General features: G+C 43.0%; 19 protein-coding genes. 7 read left to right on the plus strand and 12 right to left on the minus strand.

Annotated features, from left to right (window positions below; translation table 11 throughout):
- Nucleotides 1-46: 46 nt before the first annotated feature.
- From ABWT76_RS08780 to argF, 4 genes are all read right to left on the minus strand, one after another.
- Complete coding sequence (locus tag ABWT76_RS08780; RefSeq protein ID WP_054464623.1) at nucleotides 47-1,105, minus strand: AAA family ATPase; 1,059 nt, start codon at nucleotides 1,103-1,105, stop codon at nucleotides 47-49.
- 172 nt (nucleotides 1,106-1,277) lie between these two features.
- Nucleotides 1,278-1,799: an N-acetyltransferase gene (locus ABWT76_RS08785; RefSeq protein ID WP_072160627.1), complete on the minus strand. Its 522-nt coding sequence runs from the start codon at nucleotides 1,797-1,799 to the stop codon at nucleotides 1,278-1,280.
- A 198-nt stretch (nucleotides 1,800-1,997) separates the two neighbouring features.
- Nucleotides 1,998-2,222, minus strand: coding sequence for a hypothetical protein (locus tag ABWT76_RS08790; RefSeq protein WP_054464625.1), 225 nt, complete (start codon nucleotides 2,220-2,222; stop codon nucleotides 1,998-2,000).
- A gap of 117 nt (nucleotides 2,223-2,339) precedes the next feature.
- On the minus strand, nucleotides 2,340-3,269 hold the full coding sequence (gene argF / locus ABWT76_RS08795) for an ornithine carbamoyltransferase (protein WP_354636393.1): 930 nt from the start codon (nucleotides 3,267-3,269) through the stop codon (nucleotides 2,340-2,342).
- A gap of 422 nt (nucleotides 3,270-3,691) precedes the next feature.
- On the opposite strand from argF, the gene ABWT76_RS08800 reads away from it, so the two are divergent.
- Nucleotides 3,692-5,263: a serine/threonine-protein kinase gene (locus ABWT76_RS08800; protein WP_354635962.1), complete on the plus strand. Its 1,572-nt coding sequence runs from the start codon at nucleotides 3,692-3,694 to the stop codon at nucleotides 5,261-5,263.
- A 219-nt stretch (nucleotides 5,264-5,482) separates the two neighbouring features.
- On the opposite strand, the gene ABWT76_RS08805 is transcribed toward ABWT76_RS08800, so the two are convergent.
- From ABWT76_RS08805 to ABWT76_RS08830, 6 genes are all read right to left on the minus strand, one after another.
- On the minus strand, nucleotides 5,483-5,653 hold the full coding sequence (locus ABWT76_RS08805; protein ID WP_354635963.1) for a hypothetical protein: 171 nt from the start codon (nucleotides 5,651-5,653) through the stop codon (nucleotides 5,483-5,485).
- Nucleotides 5,654-5,818: 165 nt separating this feature from the next.
- Entirely contained in the window at nucleotides 5,819-6,166 is a 348-nt protein-coding gene (locus tag ABWT76_RS08810) for a DUF433 domain-containing protein (RefSeq protein WP_054464629.1), read from the minus strand.
- Between the two features lie 286 nt (nucleotides 6,167-6,452).
- Entirely contained in the window at nucleotides 6,453-7,004 is a 552-nt protein-coding gene (gene scpB / locus ABWT76_RS08815) for an SMC-Scp complex subunit ScpB (RefSeq protein WP_054464712.1), read from the minus strand.
- A gap of 68 nt (nucleotides 7,005-7,072) precedes the next feature.
- A complete protein-coding gene (locus ABWT76_RS08820) occupies nucleotides 7,073-7,441 on the minus strand; it encodes a YccF domain-containing protein (RefSeq protein ID WP_054464630.1) in 369 nt (122 codons plus the stop codon).
- A gap of 147 nt (nucleotides 7,442-7,588) precedes the next feature.
- A complete protein-coding gene (locus ABWT76_RS08825; RefSeq protein WP_054464631.1) occupies nucleotides 7,589-7,858 on the minus strand; it encodes a TIGR02450 family Trp-rich protein in 270 nt (89 codons plus the stop codon).
- Nucleotides 7,859-7,904: 46 nt separating this feature from the next.
- A complete protein-coding gene (locus ABWT76_RS08830; RefSeq protein WP_354635964.1) occupies nucleotides 7,905-8,093 on the minus strand; it encodes a PspC domain-containing protein in 189 nt (62 codons plus the stop codon).
- A gap of 613 nt (nucleotides 8,094-8,706) precedes the next feature.
- Between ABWT76_RS08830 and ABWT76_RS08835 the strand changes: the two genes are divergently transcribed.
- Nucleotides 8,707-8,925 (plus strand): hypothetical protein, encoded by a 219-nt coding sequence (locus ABWT76_RS08835; protein WP_156331493.1) that lies wholly within the window; start codon nucleotides 8,707-8,709, stop codon nucleotides 8,923-8,925.
- Nucleotides 8,926-8,961: 36 nt separating this feature from the next.
- Nucleotides 8,962-13,536, plus strand: a complete 4,575-nt coding sequence (locus ABWT76_RS08840; protein WP_354635965.1) for a PAS domain S-box protein — start codon at nucleotides 8,962-8,964, stop codon at nucleotides 13,534-13,536.
- A gap of 109 nt (nucleotides 13,537-13,645) precedes the next feature.
- Here the strand turns inward: ABWT76_RS08840 and ABWT76_RS08845 are convergent, their stop codons facing one another.
- Nucleotides 13,646-15,574 carry a S9 family peptidase gene (locus tag ABWT76_RS08845; RefSeq protein ID WP_054464636.1) on the minus strand — a complete coding sequence of 643 codons (1,929 nt, stop codon included), beginning with the start codon at nucleotides 15,572-15,574 and terminating at the stop codon, nucleotides 13,646-13,648.
- A 199-nt stretch (nucleotides 15,575-15,773) separates the two neighbouring features.
- The gene (locus ABWT76_RS08850; protein WP_054464637.1) at nucleotides 15,774-15,920 is read right to left on the minus strand and encodes a ribbon-helix-helix protein, CopG family; all 147 of its coding nucleotides are present in this window, start codon (nucleotides 15,918-15,920) and stop codon (nucleotides 15,774-15,776) included.
- A 321-nt stretch (nucleotides 15,921-16,241) separates the two neighbouring features.
- On the opposite strand from ABWT76_RS08850, the gene ABWT76_RS08855 reads away from it, so the two are divergent.
- The 4 genes from ABWT76_RS08855 (at nucleotide 16,242) to ABWT76_RS08870 (ending at nucleotide 21,058) form a co-directional block, all read left to right on the plus strand.
- Nucleotides 16,242-17,306 carry a mechanosensitive ion channel domain-containing protein gene (locus tag ABWT76_RS08855; protein ID WP_354635966.1) on the plus strand — a complete coding sequence of 355 codons (1,065 nt, stop codon included), beginning with the start codon at nucleotides 16,242-16,244 and terminating at the stop codon, nucleotides 17,304-17,306.
- Nucleotides 17,307-17,535: 229 nt separating this feature from the next.
- Nucleotides 17,536-18,732, plus strand: coding sequence for a glycine betaine/L-proline ABC transporter ATP-binding protein (locus ABWT76_RS08860; protein ID WP_197285203.1), 1,197 nt, complete (start codon nucleotides 17,536-17,538; stop codon nucleotides 18,730-18,732).
- Nucleotides 18,733-18,755: 23 nt separating this feature from the next.
- Nucleotides 18,756-19,820: a glycine betaine/L-proline ABC transporter substrate-binding protein ProX gene (gene proX / locus ABWT76_RS08865; protein ID WP_082348720.1), complete on the plus strand. Its 1,065-nt coding sequence runs from the start codon at nucleotides 18,756-18,758 to the stop codon at nucleotides 19,818-19,820.
- Between the two features lie 311 nt (nucleotides 19,821-20,131).
- Nucleotides 20,132-21,058 (plus strand): ABC transporter permease subunit, encoded by a 927-nt coding sequence (locus ABWT76_RS08870; protein ID WP_354635967.1) that lies wholly within the window; start codon nucleotides 20,132-20,134, stop codon nucleotides 21,056-21,058.
- Nucleotides 21,059-21,139 lie beyond the last annotated feature (81 nt).

Consider the following 21,139-nt stretch of genomic DNA (forward strand, 5'->3'; position numbering starts at 1 on the left):
ATTTGTCCCAATCAAAATAAATCTGGGAGATTTGAAATTTCCATAATTACATATCTAAGCGAATAATACTTTCCTCTGGGACTAATTGGGCAACCGCATCAGAATGAGTCGTAATGATAAATTGATTGTTTTTGCCTAAACTTGGCAGAACACTCAGGAGTGCCTGCTGTAGCGGAGGATGCAAGTGTAATTCCAATTCATCAATTAAAATAACCGAATTATGAATATTCCAATTAACGAAATCTATGAGAATCGGAAAAATCGCCCGTTCCCCCCCAGACATTTCCGAAATTTCATAGGAATTGTCACCATCATAGAGATAAAACCACGGTTCGCTGAGGATGTCATTGGGGTCTTCTCTGGGAATCGTCCCATCAAAAGAGCGTTGAGCAAAAATTGCTTGATACGCTCGTTCCATTTCCGCATATAAATCTTTTTGTCCCGGTCGCAGCTTTTGAATTTTTCCGGTTTCAACAAAATTATGAAAAACTTGCCACTTAGAAAGGCGATCGCGCAAGGTATCCTCGGTAATTTCTAATTTTATTTCTGGCTCTTCAGTGCTTAAACTGGTGGAAGTTCTTTGCTCGGTGTACCAAAAAACTGTACCCGTGAGTTCAAAGACTTGGAAGCCAGAAATCCGACTTAATTGTTTAGCATATTCCCGTCCTTTAAATTGAAATAATTCCGCCGCACTATTAGCGAGAACTCGGTCATATTGCCATCGCAAAGAAACTAGATATTCTTGGGCGGGTGGAATTAACTCTTGCCCCACTTCCTGGAGTTGCTGTTGAAACTCACTCACTGCTTTGAGTTCTGACTTTGAAAACTCTACCTTGAGATTTACTTCTGGATGCAAACGTCTCCAATTAATGCTGACTAATTCAGGGACAAATCCTGGCCATACTAAATCTGAAGGTTTCTTTAACCGTCCCGTTGCCGTCCCCAAAGTCGCGGCGATCGCCTGTAAAACACTGGTTTTTCCTGACCCATTCATACCAATGAGAACAATTAAATTTTGGGCTAACCCGGTTTCTGGATCGGTAAAGTCTAAGGTTAAATCTTTAAACTTTTTGAAATTCTTTAACTGAACTTGTTGAATTTTCATTTTATATTACGGCTGAATTTATGACGGTATTATGCTGATATTAATACGATACCACAGCCCACAGGTGTGGCATCGCTGATTAATTCTAATCTATAATTTTGCGGTGGTCAAAAAACCCGGTTTCTGAAAAATTCTCTGTGTCCTTTGTGTCTTTGTGGTAAAATAAACAAAATTAACTCAAAGGTTTCTGCATCAACAAAGAATAAGGCTGATAACCCATTTTTTGATACAAATTTAGCGCCGGTTCATTATCGAGAAACACTTGTAAAGTAATCTGTCGATCGCCTCTTTGTCTTGCCCAAGTTTCTGCCTGCTGAACTAACGCCGCCCCGATACCTTGACGACGATGTTTTGGGGCAACATACACCATAAAAATATGACTATGGCGATCGCCCTTCACCTGGTCGATCACATTCCCCACCCACAAACAACCCACGGGCAAAACTGGAGAAAAAGGAGAAAAATCTCGGATAGAAGATAAGTCTTGACCGGCATCTTCAGCGGCAACTTCTACCCACCAAATCGGCGTTTCTGGGGACAAATACTGATCCACCGTCATCGCCAAATGGGAAAAATCTTGCTTGGGGTAAGCTTCTTTATAAGTGCGCTGTAAAAACTTTAATAACAATGCCCGTTCTAAAGTCGAACCGGCACGCAACTCGTAGCCTGGAATCAGCAAATTAGACACGGGCATTCCTGAAAATAAACATCAAAATCAAACTATAAAATCAGACCATGAAAATCATTGACGAAATCATGTTCGGCAAGTAGGTGAACATAATTAATGGCACTTTTCGTTATCCAGGCGTCAATATTTGGATTCCCGCCTGCGCGGGAATGACAGCTTTTCTTCTGATGGGGTCTGTGGTGAATTTATTTTATAGAGGTCTACTTATGAATTTCCCGCCATACCCGGAAAATCCGGTAAACCTTTAATCAACACAGACAGTCTTTCCGAAGCCGGAAAAAGTGCTTGTTCCTCCATGATTTCTTCATCAACGGGGGCTGGGGCAATCATATCTGACGGCAACCAGATCCGGGCACTGACTACCATCAGGGTAAACAAGAATACCAGCAAAATGAAAAAGGGGGCAATGTATTGACGGAAGATAGCCATAGTCAGTGGTTGAAATTCAGATCGTTGTTAAGAAGTTACTGGTTATTTGTTAGAAATTTATTTGATAGCGATCGAGAACCCCTATCATCACTAACCAACAACCAATAACAAAATATCTTAACCCTCAAATGTCGCACCGAGAACACTGGCTAACAAAGCTTTTTGGGCGTGCATCCGGTTTTCTGCCTGATCCCAAACGCGGGATTGATCGCCCTCGATCACCGCATCGGTAATTTCTTCCCCACGGTGGGCAGGCAAACAATGCAAGACGATCGCCTCTGGATCGGCATACTTTAATAGTTCTGAATTAATTTGATAGGGTTGGAATACGGGAATCCGGCTATCTGCTTCTGCCTCTTGCCCCATGCTGGCCCAAACATCGGTATAAAGCACATGAGCCCCTTTGGCAGCAGCGATCGCATCAGTAGTCACAAGCACTTCCGAGCGATCGCCCGCAAAAGTTTTCGCCTTGCCCACCACTTCTACGTTGGGCTGATAATCTGGGGGAGTCGCCACTCTCACATTCATGCCCATCATGGCGCAACCCAACATCAAAGAATGAGCCACATTATTCCCATCGCCGAAATAACTCACCGTCACCCCGCTAAATTGGCCAAAGCATTCCTTAATCGTCATTAAATCCGCCAAAGCTTGACAAGGGTGAGCCCAATCAGTCAGGGCATTAATCACGGGAATTTCGGCATATTTGGCGTAAGTTTCCAAATCCGCTTGGGCAAAAGTGCGAATGGCCAACACATCTAAATAGCGGTCTAAAACTCTCGCCGTATCCTGCAAAGGTTCCCCCCGACTCACCTGTGTCACCATCGGGTTGAGATCCATCACTTGACCCCCCAGTTGGTACATCGCCGCCGAAAAGCTGACCCGCGTGCGGGTGGATGCCTTGGAAAACAACAATCCCAGGATTTTTTCGCATCGGGCAGTGACTTTGCCCGACTTCATGTTAGCCGCCAATTCCAGTAACTCTGCCAGTTCTGCTGGGCTTAAATCCAGCAAACTTAAAAAATCACGTCCTTTTAATGCCTGCACGATCGATTCTCCTGCCCTACCTGGGCGATCGGATTTCTTCTCACCGTACCTCAAATTGAATCTCTGAAACAGATACAAGCGATCGCGATCGTCGAGAATTCGTGACACAGTTCATTAGAAAAAGCCCCCCTTGGGAAGGGGGGTTGGGGGGATCAAGATATTTATGAAAGCATTCTTGTCTATTTTTTTATGGGCAGAAACTGGATTTCTCACTTTGATATGCCGACAAAGAAACCAGGTTTCTGCGATAATATCTGCATCCTCTACCCAAATGGTCTAAAGAAACCCGGTTTTTGACTTGCGGCTTCTCACTCTCCTTTCCTCAACCAAGAAACCGGGTTTATGCGATAATATTTGCATCCTTACCCAGATGGTCTAAAGAAACCCGGTTTCTGAACTACTAAAATAGCACAGTCATTCCTATGAGTCTATGTATTAATCCCCATTGCCAAAAATCCCAAAAACAAATCGATCAGGGTCAGAACCTTTTTTGCGACTCCTGTGGTTCTTCTCTGCTGATTTCCGATATCTACCGCGTCATCAGTAAATTAGGTCACGGTGGATGTGGCATTACCTATCTAATTGATGATGCCGGGGAACAATATGTTTTAAAAGTTTTACACAATCTCGACCCAAAAGCAGTAGAACTCTTTAATCAAGAAGCCGAGGTTTTAAAGAAACTGGATCATCCGGGGATTCCTAAAGTAGACTCATCCTCTCCATTTATCTATCGTCTTAACAATCGGATTAATAGCAATCATCCACCCCTAAACTGTCTAATTATGGAATACATCCAGGGGGAAAATCTCTATATTTATCTTCAACGACGCAAGTTTGAACCCATTTCCGAAAAAGCCGCCCTACGATGGTTACGGCAGTTAGTTGAGATTCTCGATTTGGTGCATGGGGCGAATTATTTTCATCGAGATATTAAACCCGCTAATATTATGCTCCGTAACAACGGGCAATTAGCCCTGATTGATTTCGGGACAGCACGAGAAGAAACCCAAACCTATGTTCAAAAGCAACAAGGAAAACAGGTGACAGGGATTGTTTCTAGTGGTTATACTCCCTACGAACAGCAAGATGGTCAAGCGGAAACGCGATCGGATTTTTTTGCCTTGGGGCGAACGTTTGTATTTTTACTGACTGGACAAGAACCGGCAAATTTTCCGGCTAGTATCAGTCAAGGTTTACAGTGGCAAAAGTCTGCTCAAGGATATGCTCAACCTTTGCGGGATTTTATTGATGAATTGATGCGGCCTGATGTGGAAGCTCGACCCGCGAATACCACGATTATTTTACAACGACTCGCTCAATTAGAACAAGAATTATATGCCACAAAAACGCCGAATTATCCTCTACCTCCGGTGAATCCACCCCTGCAAATTCCGCAGCCTCCGCCAACCAATCAACCTCTGGTGAATCCTTTTCAGCCATTGACAGTGTTCAATGCGCTAAAAAATTCGCAGGGGAGAGGTATTGCCTGGGTTTTCACTTTCTTTTGTATCGCTGGTTATTTACTGTCTTTATATTGGGATCTCACTACTCTCATTCCTTTCGATTTAATCGCTTTTATCACTTTATTTTTATGGTCATTTTTACCAATATTTTGTGTTAATCTATGTGTGATATTTGAGGAAATTAGGAAAATTAATAAAGGATGGTTGTTTATCTATATTGTTTTTTTGCGTATTCCTAATTTTATGATAAATTATTTCTCAATTTTCCTTATGGCTGAACCGTTGTATAGTCCAATTTCTGATTTAACAGCTACTATTAGCTGGGTAGAATTGGATAGTGAGTTTTTATACATTTTAATTCCCTTTTTCTTTGGGTTATTTTCTGTTAAATTATATTCTCCTCTAATTAAACAAATATCCTGTTATAAAAATAATCAGCTTGACAAGTTCACAACTTTTAGAGTTAGACTAATTACAATTTCTTTAGGGATTTGTTTCGGATCCTTGATTTATCTTATATTTCATTTCTGAGAATCTCGGATTTAGTTATTAGTAGGGTGGGTTAGGCGGCGAAAATTGGGCGGAAAACATTTCAATATTTGGCTCCGCCATAGCCCACCAAATCCGGGATAATCAAATAAGTTATTAGTAGGGTGGGTTAGGCGGTGACAATTTGGCGGAAAACACCCCATATTTGGCTCCGCCGTAGCCCACCAAATCCGGGAAGATCAAATACCTGAAAAAAATTGGTCAAAAGAGAGGCAAAAATTCTATTCTGTCCTGATACTCATCATTAAATGAACCTTCAGCGATTAAAATTAACTGCTCCAAATTTTCACCAATACTTAACTTGGGACTGAGGATAAAAATCCCAGGGATATGATGGTTTAAAGCGATATGTTCGGCCAGATGGACTGGCATAGATTTGCGATTGTTAGTCACTAAAATACAATCATGCGCTTCACACCAAAGTAAAATTTCTGGATCTAAAGTTCCTTTCGGTGGAGCAGTGGTATCTCCAACGGCGATCGCGAATAAATCTGAGTTTAATCGGCTTGATTGGTATAAGTGGTATCGACATTTTCATCAATAAGATACTTGAGCATTATCCGTTAATTTCGCCAGCTTTTGGGCTTTCATTTTTCGCAATTTCTCGACAATTGGGCGAGGATGACGCTGTTGTTCGGCTCGCATTCTATCCCCCCATTCTAACCAATCGGTCATGTAAGCCTCAACCGCTGGCTTATTATGTAAATAGTACAAAATTGTTGCATATACCTGTTCTAAGGTTAATGAAGAATAGGTGTTAGCAATTTCTTCGGGAGTTTTTGCCCGAAAAAGGTGGTCAAACAAAATTGTTTCAATGCCGATTCTCGTGCCTTTTAGCCGAATGTCATCGTCAGCTAAAAAATTAAAGTAATCTTCTAAGATCATGGTTCTCTAAATTAAAAAATGACTATCGCGGTTTTTATTAGATTACAGAGATTTTCTGGATTCCCGCCTGCGCGGGAATGACAATTTTTTTGTACTTCATAACTCCGCAAAGTTCTATAAGGATTTACCCCAATTTTAACATAGTCTGAAACGTAAATCAAGGCATAAAATTTTGGGTCGGGGTCAAGAAAAGTTATTCGTAGGGTGGGTTAGGCGGTGAAAAATTGGCGGAAAACATCCCCATATTTGGCTCCGCCGTAACCCACCAAATCCGGGAATGGTTTCCCTATTCCTCTACCTTTTTCTGCTCCTCGGTTTCCTCCAGGGTTTCCGCCTCATCTTTGGGCAAATTTTTCAAAGATAATTCTAACTGCTTGGGTAACTTATCCACCTGAAAGTATTGATGAAATTTATTGGTCACGTGCAACCAATAAGAACGCCCATCAGACTGACGCCGTTTGCGAACAAAATTTTGTTCGACTAACTCTTGCACGTGCTGATAAGCCCCCGACCCGCGTAAATCGACTAATTCGGTTTGACTAATCGGGTTTTTCAGGGCAATCACCGCCAGAGTTCTCAGGGCTCCGACCCCCAATTCGGCGGGAATTAATTCACTCACCAACCCTTGAAAAGTTTCCCGTAATTGCAGCACATAACCTTTGTCGGTTTCCACCACTTCTAAGGCACTATCTCGACGGGCATAATCATCAATTAGTTCAATTAACGCGGCTTCCGCCTCAGATTTTTCACACTTGGCAAATTCAGCAATTTCCCCCAGGGATAATGGCTGACCTTTGAGATATAAAATAGCTTCAATTTTGCTGGCTAAACGAATCATTCTTTCCGTAATATTTCCCCGATAACCCATTTTTAATCTTGAACATTACCCGTCCCAATTATGTCAGCTTATTTTAATTCTCGACCAAAGGGGAATAAGGCCAAGTTGACTAATTTGATATGTTGTTTGGCAAAGGGTAAGCCAATAATGGTAATCGCCAGAATTAAGGCAGATACCAGATGCGCGATCGCAATTCCCCAACCAAACAAGAAAATCCAAATAATGTTAAAAATGGTTTGCAGGGTATTATTGGCATTTTCGCTTTCCACAATTTCTTTACCAAACGGGGTCATAGTGGCAAAGCCAATTTTAATCGATTGGATGCCGAAGGGAATACCAATAATCGTCAGGCAAATGCTCAGACCACCGACAATGTAGCCTAAGCCTGCCACGAAACCGCCAAAGATTAACCAGATGATATTGCCAATGAGACTCATAGTGTTAAAAGAGTTAGGAATTTAACAAATATTTTGAATTTACCATATACTATAGCACTGATTTGTGATTTTGACAATTGGACAAATCAAGCCGATCAATATTGATCGGCTTGATTTGTCCTGGGATAAAAATAATTTTTCCTGGAGTTAATCAAGACTCTGAAAATAATTTTCTGGTTCGGGTTGGGCCATTTCTGCTAAAGACTGCCAACCCGGTTGCCAGAGGGAACGGTCTTTTAGTTGGTTGGCATTTAACCAGAAACGCACCTCCTCATCACAAGAAGCGACCATTTCTGCAAATACCCATTTACCCTCATTTTTGCGATTCACTACTTGGAAATGTCGCCAACCCCAAGTTTGTTTGGTAGAAGTCCATTTGGAACCAACTAGATAAGGAAATTTTTGTTTTTTTGTCATATCAATTAACCAGGAAATAACAGCGGATGAAGTTAGGATTCTCGGTTTAAGGTTCTTCGGGGACAACTATCCACATAATGACATAAATGATGACTCCAGGACCACCGGCTAAGGCTAAAAAGATAAAACCTAGGCGAATGATGACTGGATCGATTTGAAAGTATTTTCCTAATCCGGCACAAATTCCAGCGATCGCCTTTCCATTGCGGCTGCGGTAAAGTTTTTTCGTTTCCATAGCACTCCTTCGCTTTAACGCCTGAAAATAACTAACGATTTACCCTTGACTGTTCATTTTCCACTATAATTTGGCGCTAACGATGCGTCAATTTCCGTAATTCTATGACAAAACATCCTTTTGATGAAAATTTGCCAGAAACCGGGGGCGGTCTGCCTTGACTCGAATATGGGGCAGAAAAAAAGTTACCCCAAGCTTTACAAGGCAAAGAACCATAAAAGCGCCTGTCTCTCTTGTGCGTGGGACACCGGGGGACAAAATAACGGCTTTGTGAATGAAACCGGAGATGAAGCCGGAGAGAATATTTACAACGGTATGCTAAAAGCGTAGGGGCGATCGCCGCTGAATCACAGTCAAAAATCGAGAAAAATGTTAGCCAAAAAAATGATTTTAACTCCGATGAACTATTTTATTCAAGTTTTTATATTCGTAATAGATATGAAAAATTCATAAATTGGTTGGCCTCTAAAAGATACCATATATAGATTAGTTTAAATTTAGTTTTTGCCGTTGCTTTTGATGCTTTTTTTCGGCCGCAAGAAATAGTGGCAATGAACAGTTATCGATCATACAATAAAGGGAGGTATTTGTTTTTAGTGAATGATGAATCCAGTTGAGCGATCGCGTTGGCCGAGGGATGATTATTGATCCTCAGATGGAGATTGGCCTGGTCAAATTTGCCTATCCAGGGTTGCCAATTACATCCTTATTGCAAGGGGTTTCGGAAATCCCCCGTGTATTTACAGAAGAAGCAGGGAAAACGGCCTGCGCTCTACAAATCGACAAAAACGAGATGCTCGCCAAACATTTAGACTATACACAGGTGATTTAAACTATTCATATACCTTTAAAATTTACCTTTAGGCCGATGACACCGCTTAATCCCTGGGCAAGTAATTCTCAAGACGCTCAAAATCAATCAGAAATTGCGTCACTTGCTCTAGCGCCTACGGAGACCCCAAGACCGCAGTGGCTTACTACTTCTGCCCTTTCTGCAACAAAACCAGAATTAAGCAGAATTTTAGATACAGCGATCGCCGCGATCGCCAATTATAAAGCCTTCCCCGATCGCCGATGGGAATTTGAATATTGGTCGGCGGGGTGCGAAAGAATCCTCGGTTATACCCCAGAAGAGTTATTAGCGGATCAAACTCTGTGGTCAAGTCGCGTCCCTGCCGCCGATTTAGAAACGATTGTGGATCGGGCATTTGAAGATTATCGGCTGCATCGACCGAGTAGCGTAGAATATCCTTTTTTACATAAAGATGGTTCTTGGCGCTGGATTATCTCCTCTCAGTTTGCCGTCTGGGATGAAGCAAGCTCCTGCTGGATGGGTACAGCGGTTTTCCTGGATATTACCGATCGCAAAATCGCCCAACAGAATCAGCAATTTCTCAATGAACTGCATCGGCGCTTAGAACAACTAAATGATGCAGAGGCAATACTCTGGGAAGCTATCAAAAGTTTAGGCGAATATCTCAATGTAGAGCGGGTGGTTTGGCAGGAGGTGAATGTCCCAGAAGATATCAGCCACGTCACCCAAGACTGGCGGCGCCAAGCAGACATTCCCAGTGTGGTGGGAACCTATCGCTTATCAGAACTGATTCTCCCGGACCTAGTAGAGCGTTTTCAAAGGGGGGAAGCGGTGGTGGTCCCTGACGTCGCCACCGATCCCTCTACGGCCCCCTTTGCGGACAACTTTGCACAAAGAGGGATTGGTGCATTTGTGGGCATTCCCTGTATCCATGAAGGACGCTGGGTAGCGGTGCTGGCGATTAATGCCCGGACTCCCCAAACTTGGCGACCGGATCAAGTGGCTTTGCTGGAGGCAACGGTCGAGAAGTTTTGGTCAATAATTCAGCTTGCCAAAGCGATTCAAGCCTTGAGAAATCGAGAAAATTTTATCAACGGCATTCTCGGCAGTATCACCGATGCTTTGATCGTTTGGGATAAAGACTGGTGTTGCACCTTCGCCAATGACAAATTTTTGCTCAACATTGGCATGAGTTGGTCTGAAGTGATGGGGAAAAATATCTGGCAAATGTTCCCGGACATGATTGGCAGCGAACCCTACGTCCTTCTACACCAGGCGATGAAGGAGCGGATCAGCCTAGAATACGAGTTTTACTATGAGCGGTGGGAAATGTGGATCGGCGATCGCGTCTATCCCATGCCTGACGGTGGATTAGCTATCTACTCCCGTGATATCAGCGATCGCAAACGCCTGGAAGCCGATCGACAAACCGCTGAAGCCTTCTTGCGAGAAAGCGAAAAACGCTATCGCCTAATATTCAAATGCAATCCCCAACCGATGTGGGTTTACGACGTAGAAACGCTCAGATTTTTAGCGGTTAATGGGGCGGCAGTGGCCAAGTACGGCTATTCTGAAACCGAATTTTTGTCAATGACCATCGCCGATATTCGCTCTCCTGAAGATATCCCACGTCTGCGAGAAAATATAGCCGAAGTAAACCAAGGGATTGATGCTGCCGGAATTTGGCATCATCGATTAAAAGATGGGCGTTTGATTCTGGTAGAAATCGTCTCTCATGTCTTGGAATTTTCCGGGCGAAGAGCGGAACTGGTTCTCGCGAATGATGTCACCGATCGCTTACAAGCGCAGTTAGCCAGAGAGGAATCCGAAGCCTTTCTCAGCAGCATCTATGATGGTGTGCGAGCGTCAATTTTTGTGGTGGATGTCACCGAAGACAACCACTTCCTTTACCGAAGTCTCAACCTTTCAGCCCAAGAGTTTACCGGACTGACGCTCCAGGAATTTCAGTATAAAACACCGGAACAAGTGTTTGGCCCTGAGATCGGTAAACGCCTTTGCCAAAATTACCAGAGGTGTTTGCAAGCCAATCAGAGTATCACCTATGAGGAACAGTTATTCTGGCGCGATCGCTTAATCTGGGTATTAACCACTTTATCCCCGTTAAGAAATGAGTCAGGTAAAATTTATCGCCTAGTAGGGACAGCCGTAGAAATTACCGATCGCAAACAAGCAGAAATCGCTTTTCAAGAACAAATTGCCAGAGAGCAACTAATCAAAAACATTACCCAAAATATCCGGAAAACCTTAGATATTGAGGAAGTTTTACAGCGGACGGTGGATCAAGTCAGAGACTTCTTAAAAGCCGATCGGGTGGTAATTTTTAAGTTTCAGCCGGATTGGTCTGGAAAGGTCATTAACGAATCAGTCCATCCAGATTATCCGGCAATTATTCATATCGATATTTTCGATCCCTGTTTTGCCGATCGATGGCTGGACATCTATCGGCAAGGTCTGGTCAGCACTCGCCCGGATTTTAATAGTGAGGAGATTCAGCCTTGTTATCGTCAACTGATGCAACCTTTTCAAGTCAAAGCTAACCTAGTAGTTCCCATTCTGTTGCAAAGCGATCGCTTGTGGGGTTTATTAATTGTGCATCAATGTAGCGCCCCCCGCCAATGGCAAATCACCGAAATCGAGTTAATGAAACAGTTATCGATTCAGTTGGGGATTGCCATTCAACAATCGGAATTATATCAACAAACTCATCAAGAATTATTAGAACGCCAAAAAGCCCAGCAAGCGCTCTTGGAAAGCGAACAAAGACTAAAAGCTATTTTAGAATATTCTCCAGCTTTGATTTATCTACTCGATCGCGATAATCGCTATTTGTTAGCGAATCAGCGTTGTGCGGCACTGCTCAACACCACTACCGATCAAGTCATCGGCAAAAATATTTATGATTTTTTCGCCCCTGAGATTGCTGATACCTTTGCCATCAATAATCGGTATGTTATAGAACATAACCAAGTTATAGAAGTGGAAGAAACCCTGCCTATCGGCGATGAAGTACATACCTATATCAGTTGGAAATTTCCTTTTGCTAATAGTCTGGGAGAAGTTTATGCAGTGTGTGGGATTTCCACGGATATCACCGATCGCAAAAAAGCCGAGAACAAAATTGCGGAACAAGCTGCATTACTGAATATTTCCACCGATGCCATCTTTGTCAAAGATTTAGAACATCGAATTTTATTCTGGAATCAAGGAGCGGAACGTTTATATGGCTGGACTGCCGCAGAAGTTTTAGGCCAAAAAACCGAAAAGCTATTTAATCAAAAAGAGCAACATCAGGAAGCCATACAAACAACTCTCGCTCAGGGTAGCTGGCAAGGGGAACTACAGCAAATCACCAAAACCAAGCAAAAAATCATCGTCGATAGTAGCTGGACGCTGGTAGAAAATTTATTCGATGAAGCAAAATCTATCCTAATTGTCAACAGTGATATTACGGAAAAAAAACAACTTGAAGAACAATTTTATCATGCTCAACGCTTAGAAAGTATCGGCACCTTAGCGGGGGGAATTGCCCATGATTTTAATAACATTTTGACCCCGATTTTGGGAATTAGTGAAATCCTGCCGCTCAAATTAACTAACGTTGATGCAAGAACCAAGCAACAATTAGCTTACCTAACCATGAGTGCGAGACGTGGGGCTGATTTAGTCAAGCAAATTCTCCTGTTCAGTCGCAGCACCGAGGGTCAATTGGTTACACTACAATTAGGATATGTCCTGCTAGAAGTTAGCGGGATTGCTCAACATACCTTCCCCAAAGCGATCGCCATTAAAACTCAAATTCCTACCAAAGAACTCTGGACAATTTCAGCGGATGCTATTCAAATGCACCAAGTTTTTATGAATCTGATGGTGAATGCCAGGGATGCCATGCCAAAGGGAGGTAATTTAACCATTTCTGCCGAAAATCGTCAATTAGATGAAAATTACGCAGCGATGAATTTAGAAGCCAAATCCGGTGCTTATGTAGTGGTGACAGTAGCAGATACCGGCAGCGGCATTGTTCCAGAGGTATTAGACCGAATTTTTGAGCCATTTTTCACCACTAAAGAAACCGGGAAGGGAACCGGATTAGGCTTATCCACGGTGATGGGAATTGTCAAAAATCATGGCGGGTTTATTAAGGTTAATACGGAGTTGGAAAAAGGGACGACTTTTCAAGTTTTCCTACCCTCAACCTCCGGGGAAGTCAGCGGCAAAAGCCTAGCAGAAGTAATCCCTAGAGGCCAGGGCGAAATGATTTTAATTGTAGATGATGAGATGCTGATTCAAGAGATTACCAAGACGACTTTAGAGAACTATAATTACAGAACCCTGACCGCTAGTGATGCGATCGAAGCGATCGCTCTCTATGTGGAAAATAAACAGGAAGTCAAGGTGGTAATTATGGATATGATTATGCCTAATCTAGATCCGGTGACGGCGATCGATATTCTGCAAAAAATGAATCCCCAGCTTAAAATTATTGCCATTAGTGGATTACTGAGTAATCAACAACTAGCTTTAGACGCGAATGTGAAGCGATTTTTGTTGAAACCTTACACCAGCAGCCAATTATTACAAACTTTAGCTGAGGTGATCGCGGAAAGCTGATGACCGGAGTAGTCCCCGTCGGGGTCAACAGCCGTTGACCCCGACAAGTCTGAGTTAGGTTCACGATAGCCAACCTAAAGCTGAATATTTTCCGCTGGTTCTATCGGTTCTATAAATTTTCAATCAGCACAGGTGTCAAATCTTCGGCAGGTTCAAAGGCAAAGACTTTGGCGTAAAAATAAAATTCTCCGTCAATAGTGCGGATGATATTTTCTGCCCGACGAAACCCATGTTGTTCTCCTTCATAAGCAATATAGGCGACGGGTAAACCTTTGGCTTTCAGGGCATTAACCATCATTTCCGCTTGATTCGGGGGCACAATTTTATCTTCCAATCCCTGAAAAAATATGACGGGACAGGAAAGCCGATCGCAATAATGAATGGGCGATCGCTGACGATACAGTTCTTTCTTTTCTGGATAAGGCCCAATCAGGCGATCGAGATAGCGGGACTCAAACTTATGGGTATCTGTGGCCAAAGCTTCTAAATCACTCACCCCATAGTAGCTGGCTCCGGCTTTGAAGCGATCGCGGAATGTCAGGGCGCAAAGGGTAGTATAGCCTCCCGCACTCCCCCCAGCGATGCAGAGGCGATTTTCATCCACAAATCCATGTTCTGCCAAATAAGCCGCACCATTCACGCAATCATCCACATCAACCACACCCCATTGACCTTTGAGGCGATCGCGATATTGGCGACCATACCCGGTACTGCCGCCATAATTCACATCCAACACCGCAAACCCCCGCGAAGTCCAATATTGAATCCGTAAATTCAAACTGCTATCTGCTGCTGCGGTCGGGCCGCCGTGACTTTTCACCACCAACGGGGGTAACTCACCTTCTGGGGCTTGGTAATCCTGATTTTTCGGCGGATAAAAAATCCCATAAGCGCTGAGTTCATGTTCCGTGGGAAATTCTACCGACTGCGGTTCCGACAAATAACCCGGATCGATTTCTAACTGGGAAGACTTGCGGAGAACCTGGAATTCGCCACTATTTAAATCCAGCAAAACCACCGAAGTCGGGGTAGTCGCCGAACCAGCAATTAATAACACTTGATTCCCAGAAACTTTCGGCCCAGACATGGAAGTATAAGGCGTGTTAATTGGTTCCAGCTTGCCCGTTTTGGTGCTTAACTTCGCCAGACAAGTAATTCCGTTTTGAGTATAAGTGCAAATGATTTCATTTGGCGATGCTAAAGCATAAGTAGACATCCCAAAAACCCACTGCGGTAGGCCAAATTCGGCGGCCATTTCACACAGAGGCATCTCCGTTTCTTGTTGGAATTTATAAAGATTCCACCAGCCGGTACGGTCAGAGACAAAATATAACGACCCATCCTCCGACCACTCTGGCTGAAAAATAGAAATATTCGGTCCACCATCGATTAATTCAGCCTTGGCCAAAGATCCATCCTCACGGACAGAGGCAACCCATAATTCTGTCCCATCCCAGGGCATATTCGGATGATTCCAAGTAACCCAACAAAGTTGTTTTCCGTCGGGGCTGAGGCGGGGATTAGAGTAAAAATCATTTCCCGAAACTAAGATTTGGATATCTTCGGAATTATGTAGATTAATGCTGACGATAGTGTTAATTGGTTCCCCTTCTCCCCGATGGTCTTCCCGGACTGCAATCAACCGTCCCCGTTCTCGATCCAGGATATAATCGGCATAACGCATCGCACCTTCTGGGGTGATAGGTTCCGGTTGACCGTCAAGAGTTTGGCGATAGATCCGTTGATCGGCAAAATTAGAAAAGTAAATCGTCCCATCGGCGATCGCAAACGAACCGCCGCCATACTCATGCACCCTGGTGCGAACATTAAAGTCCCTCGGCGTACAGTCGGCAATTTTGCCATCGGGAGTTCGACGCACGATCGCATTCCGTCCACCTTCCGAAGGGCGCATCTCCAACCAATAAATATCTGCACCGTCCCAAGTAATCCCCCCCAGTCCCACCGATCCAGCGACAATCAGATCCGAGGTAATGGGGGATTTCCACGATCCATACGGGGCAACTTTTGGTTTAGACATATTATTTCCTAAGCAATAACAATAATATTGGCCAATATCTCTGGCGATGTTGGTGAGTTCTCGTGGAGTGAGAGCGATCGGGCTAAAACCGGCTAAAATTCAGGCATACTAAGGATTTAATGCGAAAAATTTACACAGACCCAATCCCTAACCTAGAAGACAGACACGATTAAGCAATCTTAAGCAATCTTAAGCAATATTAGAATTTTTTCTTAACTTTTGGCAATCTCTTAATATAGTCACGAATCACTTCCGACATAGAAACCTCGCGTCGTTCTGCTTCTGCTTGCAAACGCTCTTTTTCCTGTCCAGTTAGGCGAATTTGTAATAGTTCGTTTCTGGCCATCAGTGTCTTTGTCCTGACAATAATCGTTACATTATAGCAGTAAGCCTAGAGGTGGGGTGTAGGGTGTAGGGTGTGGAGCCGCCATCGGGAAGAAAGTGAAAAGTGGTAGGGGCGAATGGCCATTCGCCCGTACAAAAGTGGTAGGGGCGAATGGCCATATAGCCTGACGGCATGGGCTTCGCAAGGAAGCCCGTACAAAAGAAATATCACTATTTGCTATTCACTATTCACTATTCGTTATTCACTATTCACTATTCACTATTCACTATTCACTCTTCCCTAAACCCCACACCCCTGCCCCTGAAGCCCAAGGAAACTCCCATGATTTCTAGTGCAATATTAATTAAATTATTAGTCCCAACTGGATTAATCCTCGCTGGTTTGATTGGCGGAATCATCTTTGAAAAAAGAATTGTTAGCCAAGTCAAAAAAATCCTGATTCAACGAGGAGTTAAATTCAATCGATTCCTAACTGACTCTGTGCGGGGAATTCCTTTCTTAATTTTCTTTGTAGCCGGAATTTATGCTGCCCTAATTAGTAGCTCTCTTGGCCCTAAATGGCAGTCATTTTTATCTCAATTAATTTTAATTATTATCTTAGGCTATACCACCCTATTTTTCTCTAAAATAGCCATTGGATTTATTCGCCTCTATAGTCAAACAGCCGAAGGTTTTTTACCATTAACATCTTTGTTTGAAAACCTCACCAGACTATTAATTTTTATCATTGGCTTCTTAATCATCCTGCAATCCCTGGGAATTTCCATCACCCCATTACTCACCGCATTAGGGGTCGGGGGAATTTCCGTGGGTTTAGCCCTACAAAGTACCCTATCAAATATATTTTGTGGGATTAATTTAATTATGTCTCGCAAAGTTAATCCCGGAGATTATGTCAAACTAGAAACCGGAGAAGAAGGATATGTTACTGATGTGACTTGGCGACATACCACAATTCGAGAATATCCCAATAATTTAATTATCGTTCCCAATGCGGAACTGGTTGCCTCTACCTTTAAAAATTATCATCTCCCGGAAAAAACCATGCTGATTTTAGTAGAAGTGGGAGTCAGTTATGATAGTGATTTAGAAAAAGTTGAAAGAGTGACTCTGGAAGTTGCCAAAGAAATTATGCGAGATGTTCCCGGAGGTGTTTCTAATTTTAAACCATTTATCCGGTATCATAGTTTTGGCTATTTTAGTATTAATTTCACGGTTTATATGGAGGTCAAAGAATTTATCGATCATTTGTTGATTAAACATGAATTTATTAAAAAGCTATTTAAGCGGTATCAAATCGAAGGAATTACCATACCTTACCCGATTAAACCCGTTTACAATCCCGAAACATCTCAAAATAAGCCGAAATCACCTTTTGATTTTTAGGTTAGGTTGAGAAAACACACCCAGAGACCGAACCCAGAAACCGGGTTTCTTTTATGCTTACCACAGTTATCCTTGTTCCTGACAACAGAAACCCGGTTTCTTTTCCCCCAAGGAACAAAAACCAGCTACGAAACCCAGAAACCGGGTTTCTTTTCTGGTTACCACAGTTATCCTTGTTCCTGACAACAGAAACCCGGTTTCTTTTGCCCCAATAAAAGTATATTTTTTTATGAATTTAATGCCGAAAATTCAAATTGAACATCTGATTAAAATCTATGGTTCCAACCCTCGGTATGCTTTGCAACTTTTTCGCGAGGGAAAAACCAGAGATGAAATTTTACAATTAACCAATCATGTTGTGGGCATTGCCGATGTTTCTCTGTCGATCGCCCAGGGAGAAATATTTGTGATCATGGGATTATCCGGTTCCGGCAAATCTACCCTGGTGCGTTGTCTTAACCGATTGATTCATCCCACCAGCGGACATATCTATATTGATGGAGAAGATGTGGTGCGGATGGATGAAAAAAGACTGCGGGAAATTCGCTTAACTAAGGTGTCGATGGTTTTTCAAGGATTTGGTTTATTGCCCCATAAAACCGTGGCGGAAAATGTGGCTTATGGATTGAAAATTCGCGGAGTCAGCAAAGTTAAATGTCGTGAAAAAGCCTGGGAAAATTTGGCACGGGTGGGTTTAGAAGCATGGGCTGATTATTTGCCTTCTTCCCTGAGTGGGGGGATGCAGCAACGGGTAGGTTTAGCCCGCGCTTTGGCGACGGATGCGGATATTTTATTGATGGATGAACCGTTTAGTGCCCTTGACCCAATTATTCGCCGAGAAATGCAGGACGAGTTACTCCGATTGCAAACAGAATTGCACAAGACGATTGTGTTTATTAGCCACGATATTCACGAGGCTTTAAGATTGGGCGATCGCATTGCGGTGATGAAAGATGGCGGCATTGTTCAAGTGAGTCAACCGGAAGACTTAATCACTCAACCCCAGGGCGATTATATCCGCGCTTTCCTTCAAGATGTTAACCGGGCGCAAGTCCTAAAAGCGGGTACAATTGCCCGTGAAACTGTATCATTAATTTTGGGTGAATCGGCCAAAGTTGCACTTGAACAAATGTCAGCAAATCAATTAACCCAAATGTATGTGATTTCCTCCAATGGTAAACCCGTGGGTTTGCTCAACCGAACCACTCTGGAAGCAGCGATCGCCCTAGGAAAAGAGGATATTACCGAAATTATGACCCGCCAATTTCCCATTGTCAGCGCTGTAACCCCTGTAGAAAATATCTTTCCCCTTTGTCAACTCAACCAGGCGATCGCTGTCGTTGATGACCAAGAAAAATTGATGGGGACAATTCAAATATCCGATATCTTAAACAGTCTGAGTCCTGTCACCGCATTTTGCAAATAATTAGTTTACCCTGAAAAAAAACCATGATATTCCAACCATCCCCAAAACCCTGGCAAAAACTCGTCCTCATCACCGTATTAAGCAGCGTATTCGGCACGGTATTAACTGGCTTAACTGCCTGTCAACCGCAGATAAAATCTACAGACAATCAAACATCTTCCGCACCACAATTAACTATTCGTTCCGCCCATAGTAGTTGGATTGATGAGCGATTTCAAATAGAAATTGTGAATATGGGTTTAGAAAAATTGGGCTATAAAATAGCGTCGCCCAAAGAATTAGATTACCCGGCTCTTTATCTGGCGATCGCCAATGGGGATTTAGATTATAGCACCGTTTACTATGACCCGGCACACCAACTATTTTTTGAAAATGCTGGGGGACAAGCCAAACTTCAGCCCGTGGGAATTATTACTCCCGACGGCATCGCTGGCTATCAAATCGATCAAAAAACTGCCACTAAATATAATATCAAAAATATCGCCCAATTGCAAGATCCCAAACTGGCCAAACTCTTTGACTCTGATGGCGATGGCAAGGCAAATTTAGTCGGATGCACTCCTGGTTGGGTTTGTGAATTAGCGATCGACCATCAAATTAAAGCTTACGGACTTGAGCAAACTGTTGAGCAAGATAGAGGCAATTATGCGGCATTAATGGCTGATGCGATCGCCCGTTACCAACAAGGGCAATCGATTATTTTCTTTGCCTATAATCCCCACTGGATTGGTGCAGTTTTTCAGCCCGATCGCGACGTGGTTTGGTTAGAAGTTCCTTTTACTTCTCTGCCGGAAAGTATGGGCAAAATCACCGCAAAAGATACGGTGATGAATGGCAAAAATTTTGGCTTAGTCAGAACTCAGCAGCGAATTGTGGCCAATCCTAATTTTTTGGCCAAAAATCCAGTGGCTAAACGCTGGTTTGAATTAGTGAAAATTCCCGTCGCTGATATGAATGCTGAAAGCTTAAGAATTAAAAATGGGGAAAATCGGGTCAAAGATATTCGCCGTCATGGGGCAGAATGGGTCAGCCAAAATCAAGCCCTGTTTGATAGTTGGTTAGCACAAGCTAAACAAGCGGCTGAATGAATACATTTTTAGATGTTTCTATAACAGTGGTTTTTAGATTAATAAACCACAGCAGGCGGGGATAGAAATCCCCGTAGGGGTCAACGGCCGTTGACCCCTACGGGGATTCATTCCCTGGCGGTTAATGTGGTTTACTCAGTAGAAAACCGCTATAACAGCCATTTATTCTTGGTTGAAAAATATACAGCACTTGTCAGAGTGATTAAGGACAAAAAACCCTGTCATTCCCGCGCGGGAATCCAGAAAAAGTAATCCCGATAATACCAGCTATATTTTTCAACCTGATTCAAATAATTTTACTGGCAATTATCATGGCTTATCATCAAGTTTGGTTAAATTCGCTGTTAAATCCTTTCGAGAGTTATACAATTCCGCTGGATGATTGGATTACGGCGTTAATTAATTTTATAGTGCAACAATTTAGGCCTGTATTTCAAGCGATTGCCTTGCCGATTAAGGTAATTTTAGAAAGTATTGCATCAATTTTTGTAGCTACCCCACCCTTAATATTCTTAGTCATATTGGGGGCGATCGCGTGGCAAATAGCTGGCAGAAAAATGGCTATTTATAGCTTAATTGGGTTAACTTTAATTGGTTTTTTGGGCATTTGGGAAGAAGCAATGGTATCCCTGTCTTTAGTCATAACGGCGGTGATATTTTGTCTAGTCATAGGAATTCCTTTAGGCATTGCTTGTGCTCGCAGCGATCGCCTGGAAAAAATCATCCAGCCTTTATTAGATGTAATGCAAACCTTGCCCACTTTTGTTTATTTAGTGCCGGTAGTGATGCTGTTTGGCATTGGGGAAGTACCGGGAGTAATTGCGACAATTATATTCGCTTTGCCCCCTTTAATTCGTCTGACTAATTTAGGCATTCGGCAAGTACCCGCAGAAGTCGTCGAAGCCGCGATCGCCTTTGGTTCAACCCCCAACCAAGTGCTCTGGGAAGCCCAAATTCCTCTAGCCATGCCAACGATTTTAGCGGGGGTAAATCAAGCAATTTTAATGGCATTATCTATGTCTGTAGTGACTTCAATGATTGCCGTTCCAGGCTTAGGATTAATGGTGTTACAAGGAGTAGGACGTTTGGATATTGGACTAGCAGCAGTAGGCGGTTTAGGAATTGTTCTATTAGCAATTATCCTCGATCGCATCACCCAAACCGTGGGAAAAAATAACTTGCTTTCGTGGAAACAGCGGGGTATTATTGGGTTAATATTAAATTACTTAAGTAGGTGAACATAATTAATTGCACTTTTCGTTCCCCGCCGATAGGCTTTGGATTCCCGCATATAGGAAGGAGAGAGAATAGAGAAGAGA

The organism is Planktothricoides raciborskii GIHE-MW2, from assembly GCF_040564635.1.
Taxonomy (GTDB): domain Bacteria; phylum Cyanobacteriota; class Cyanobacteriia; order Cyanobacteriales; family Laspinemataceae; genus Planktothricoides; species Planktothricoides raciborskii.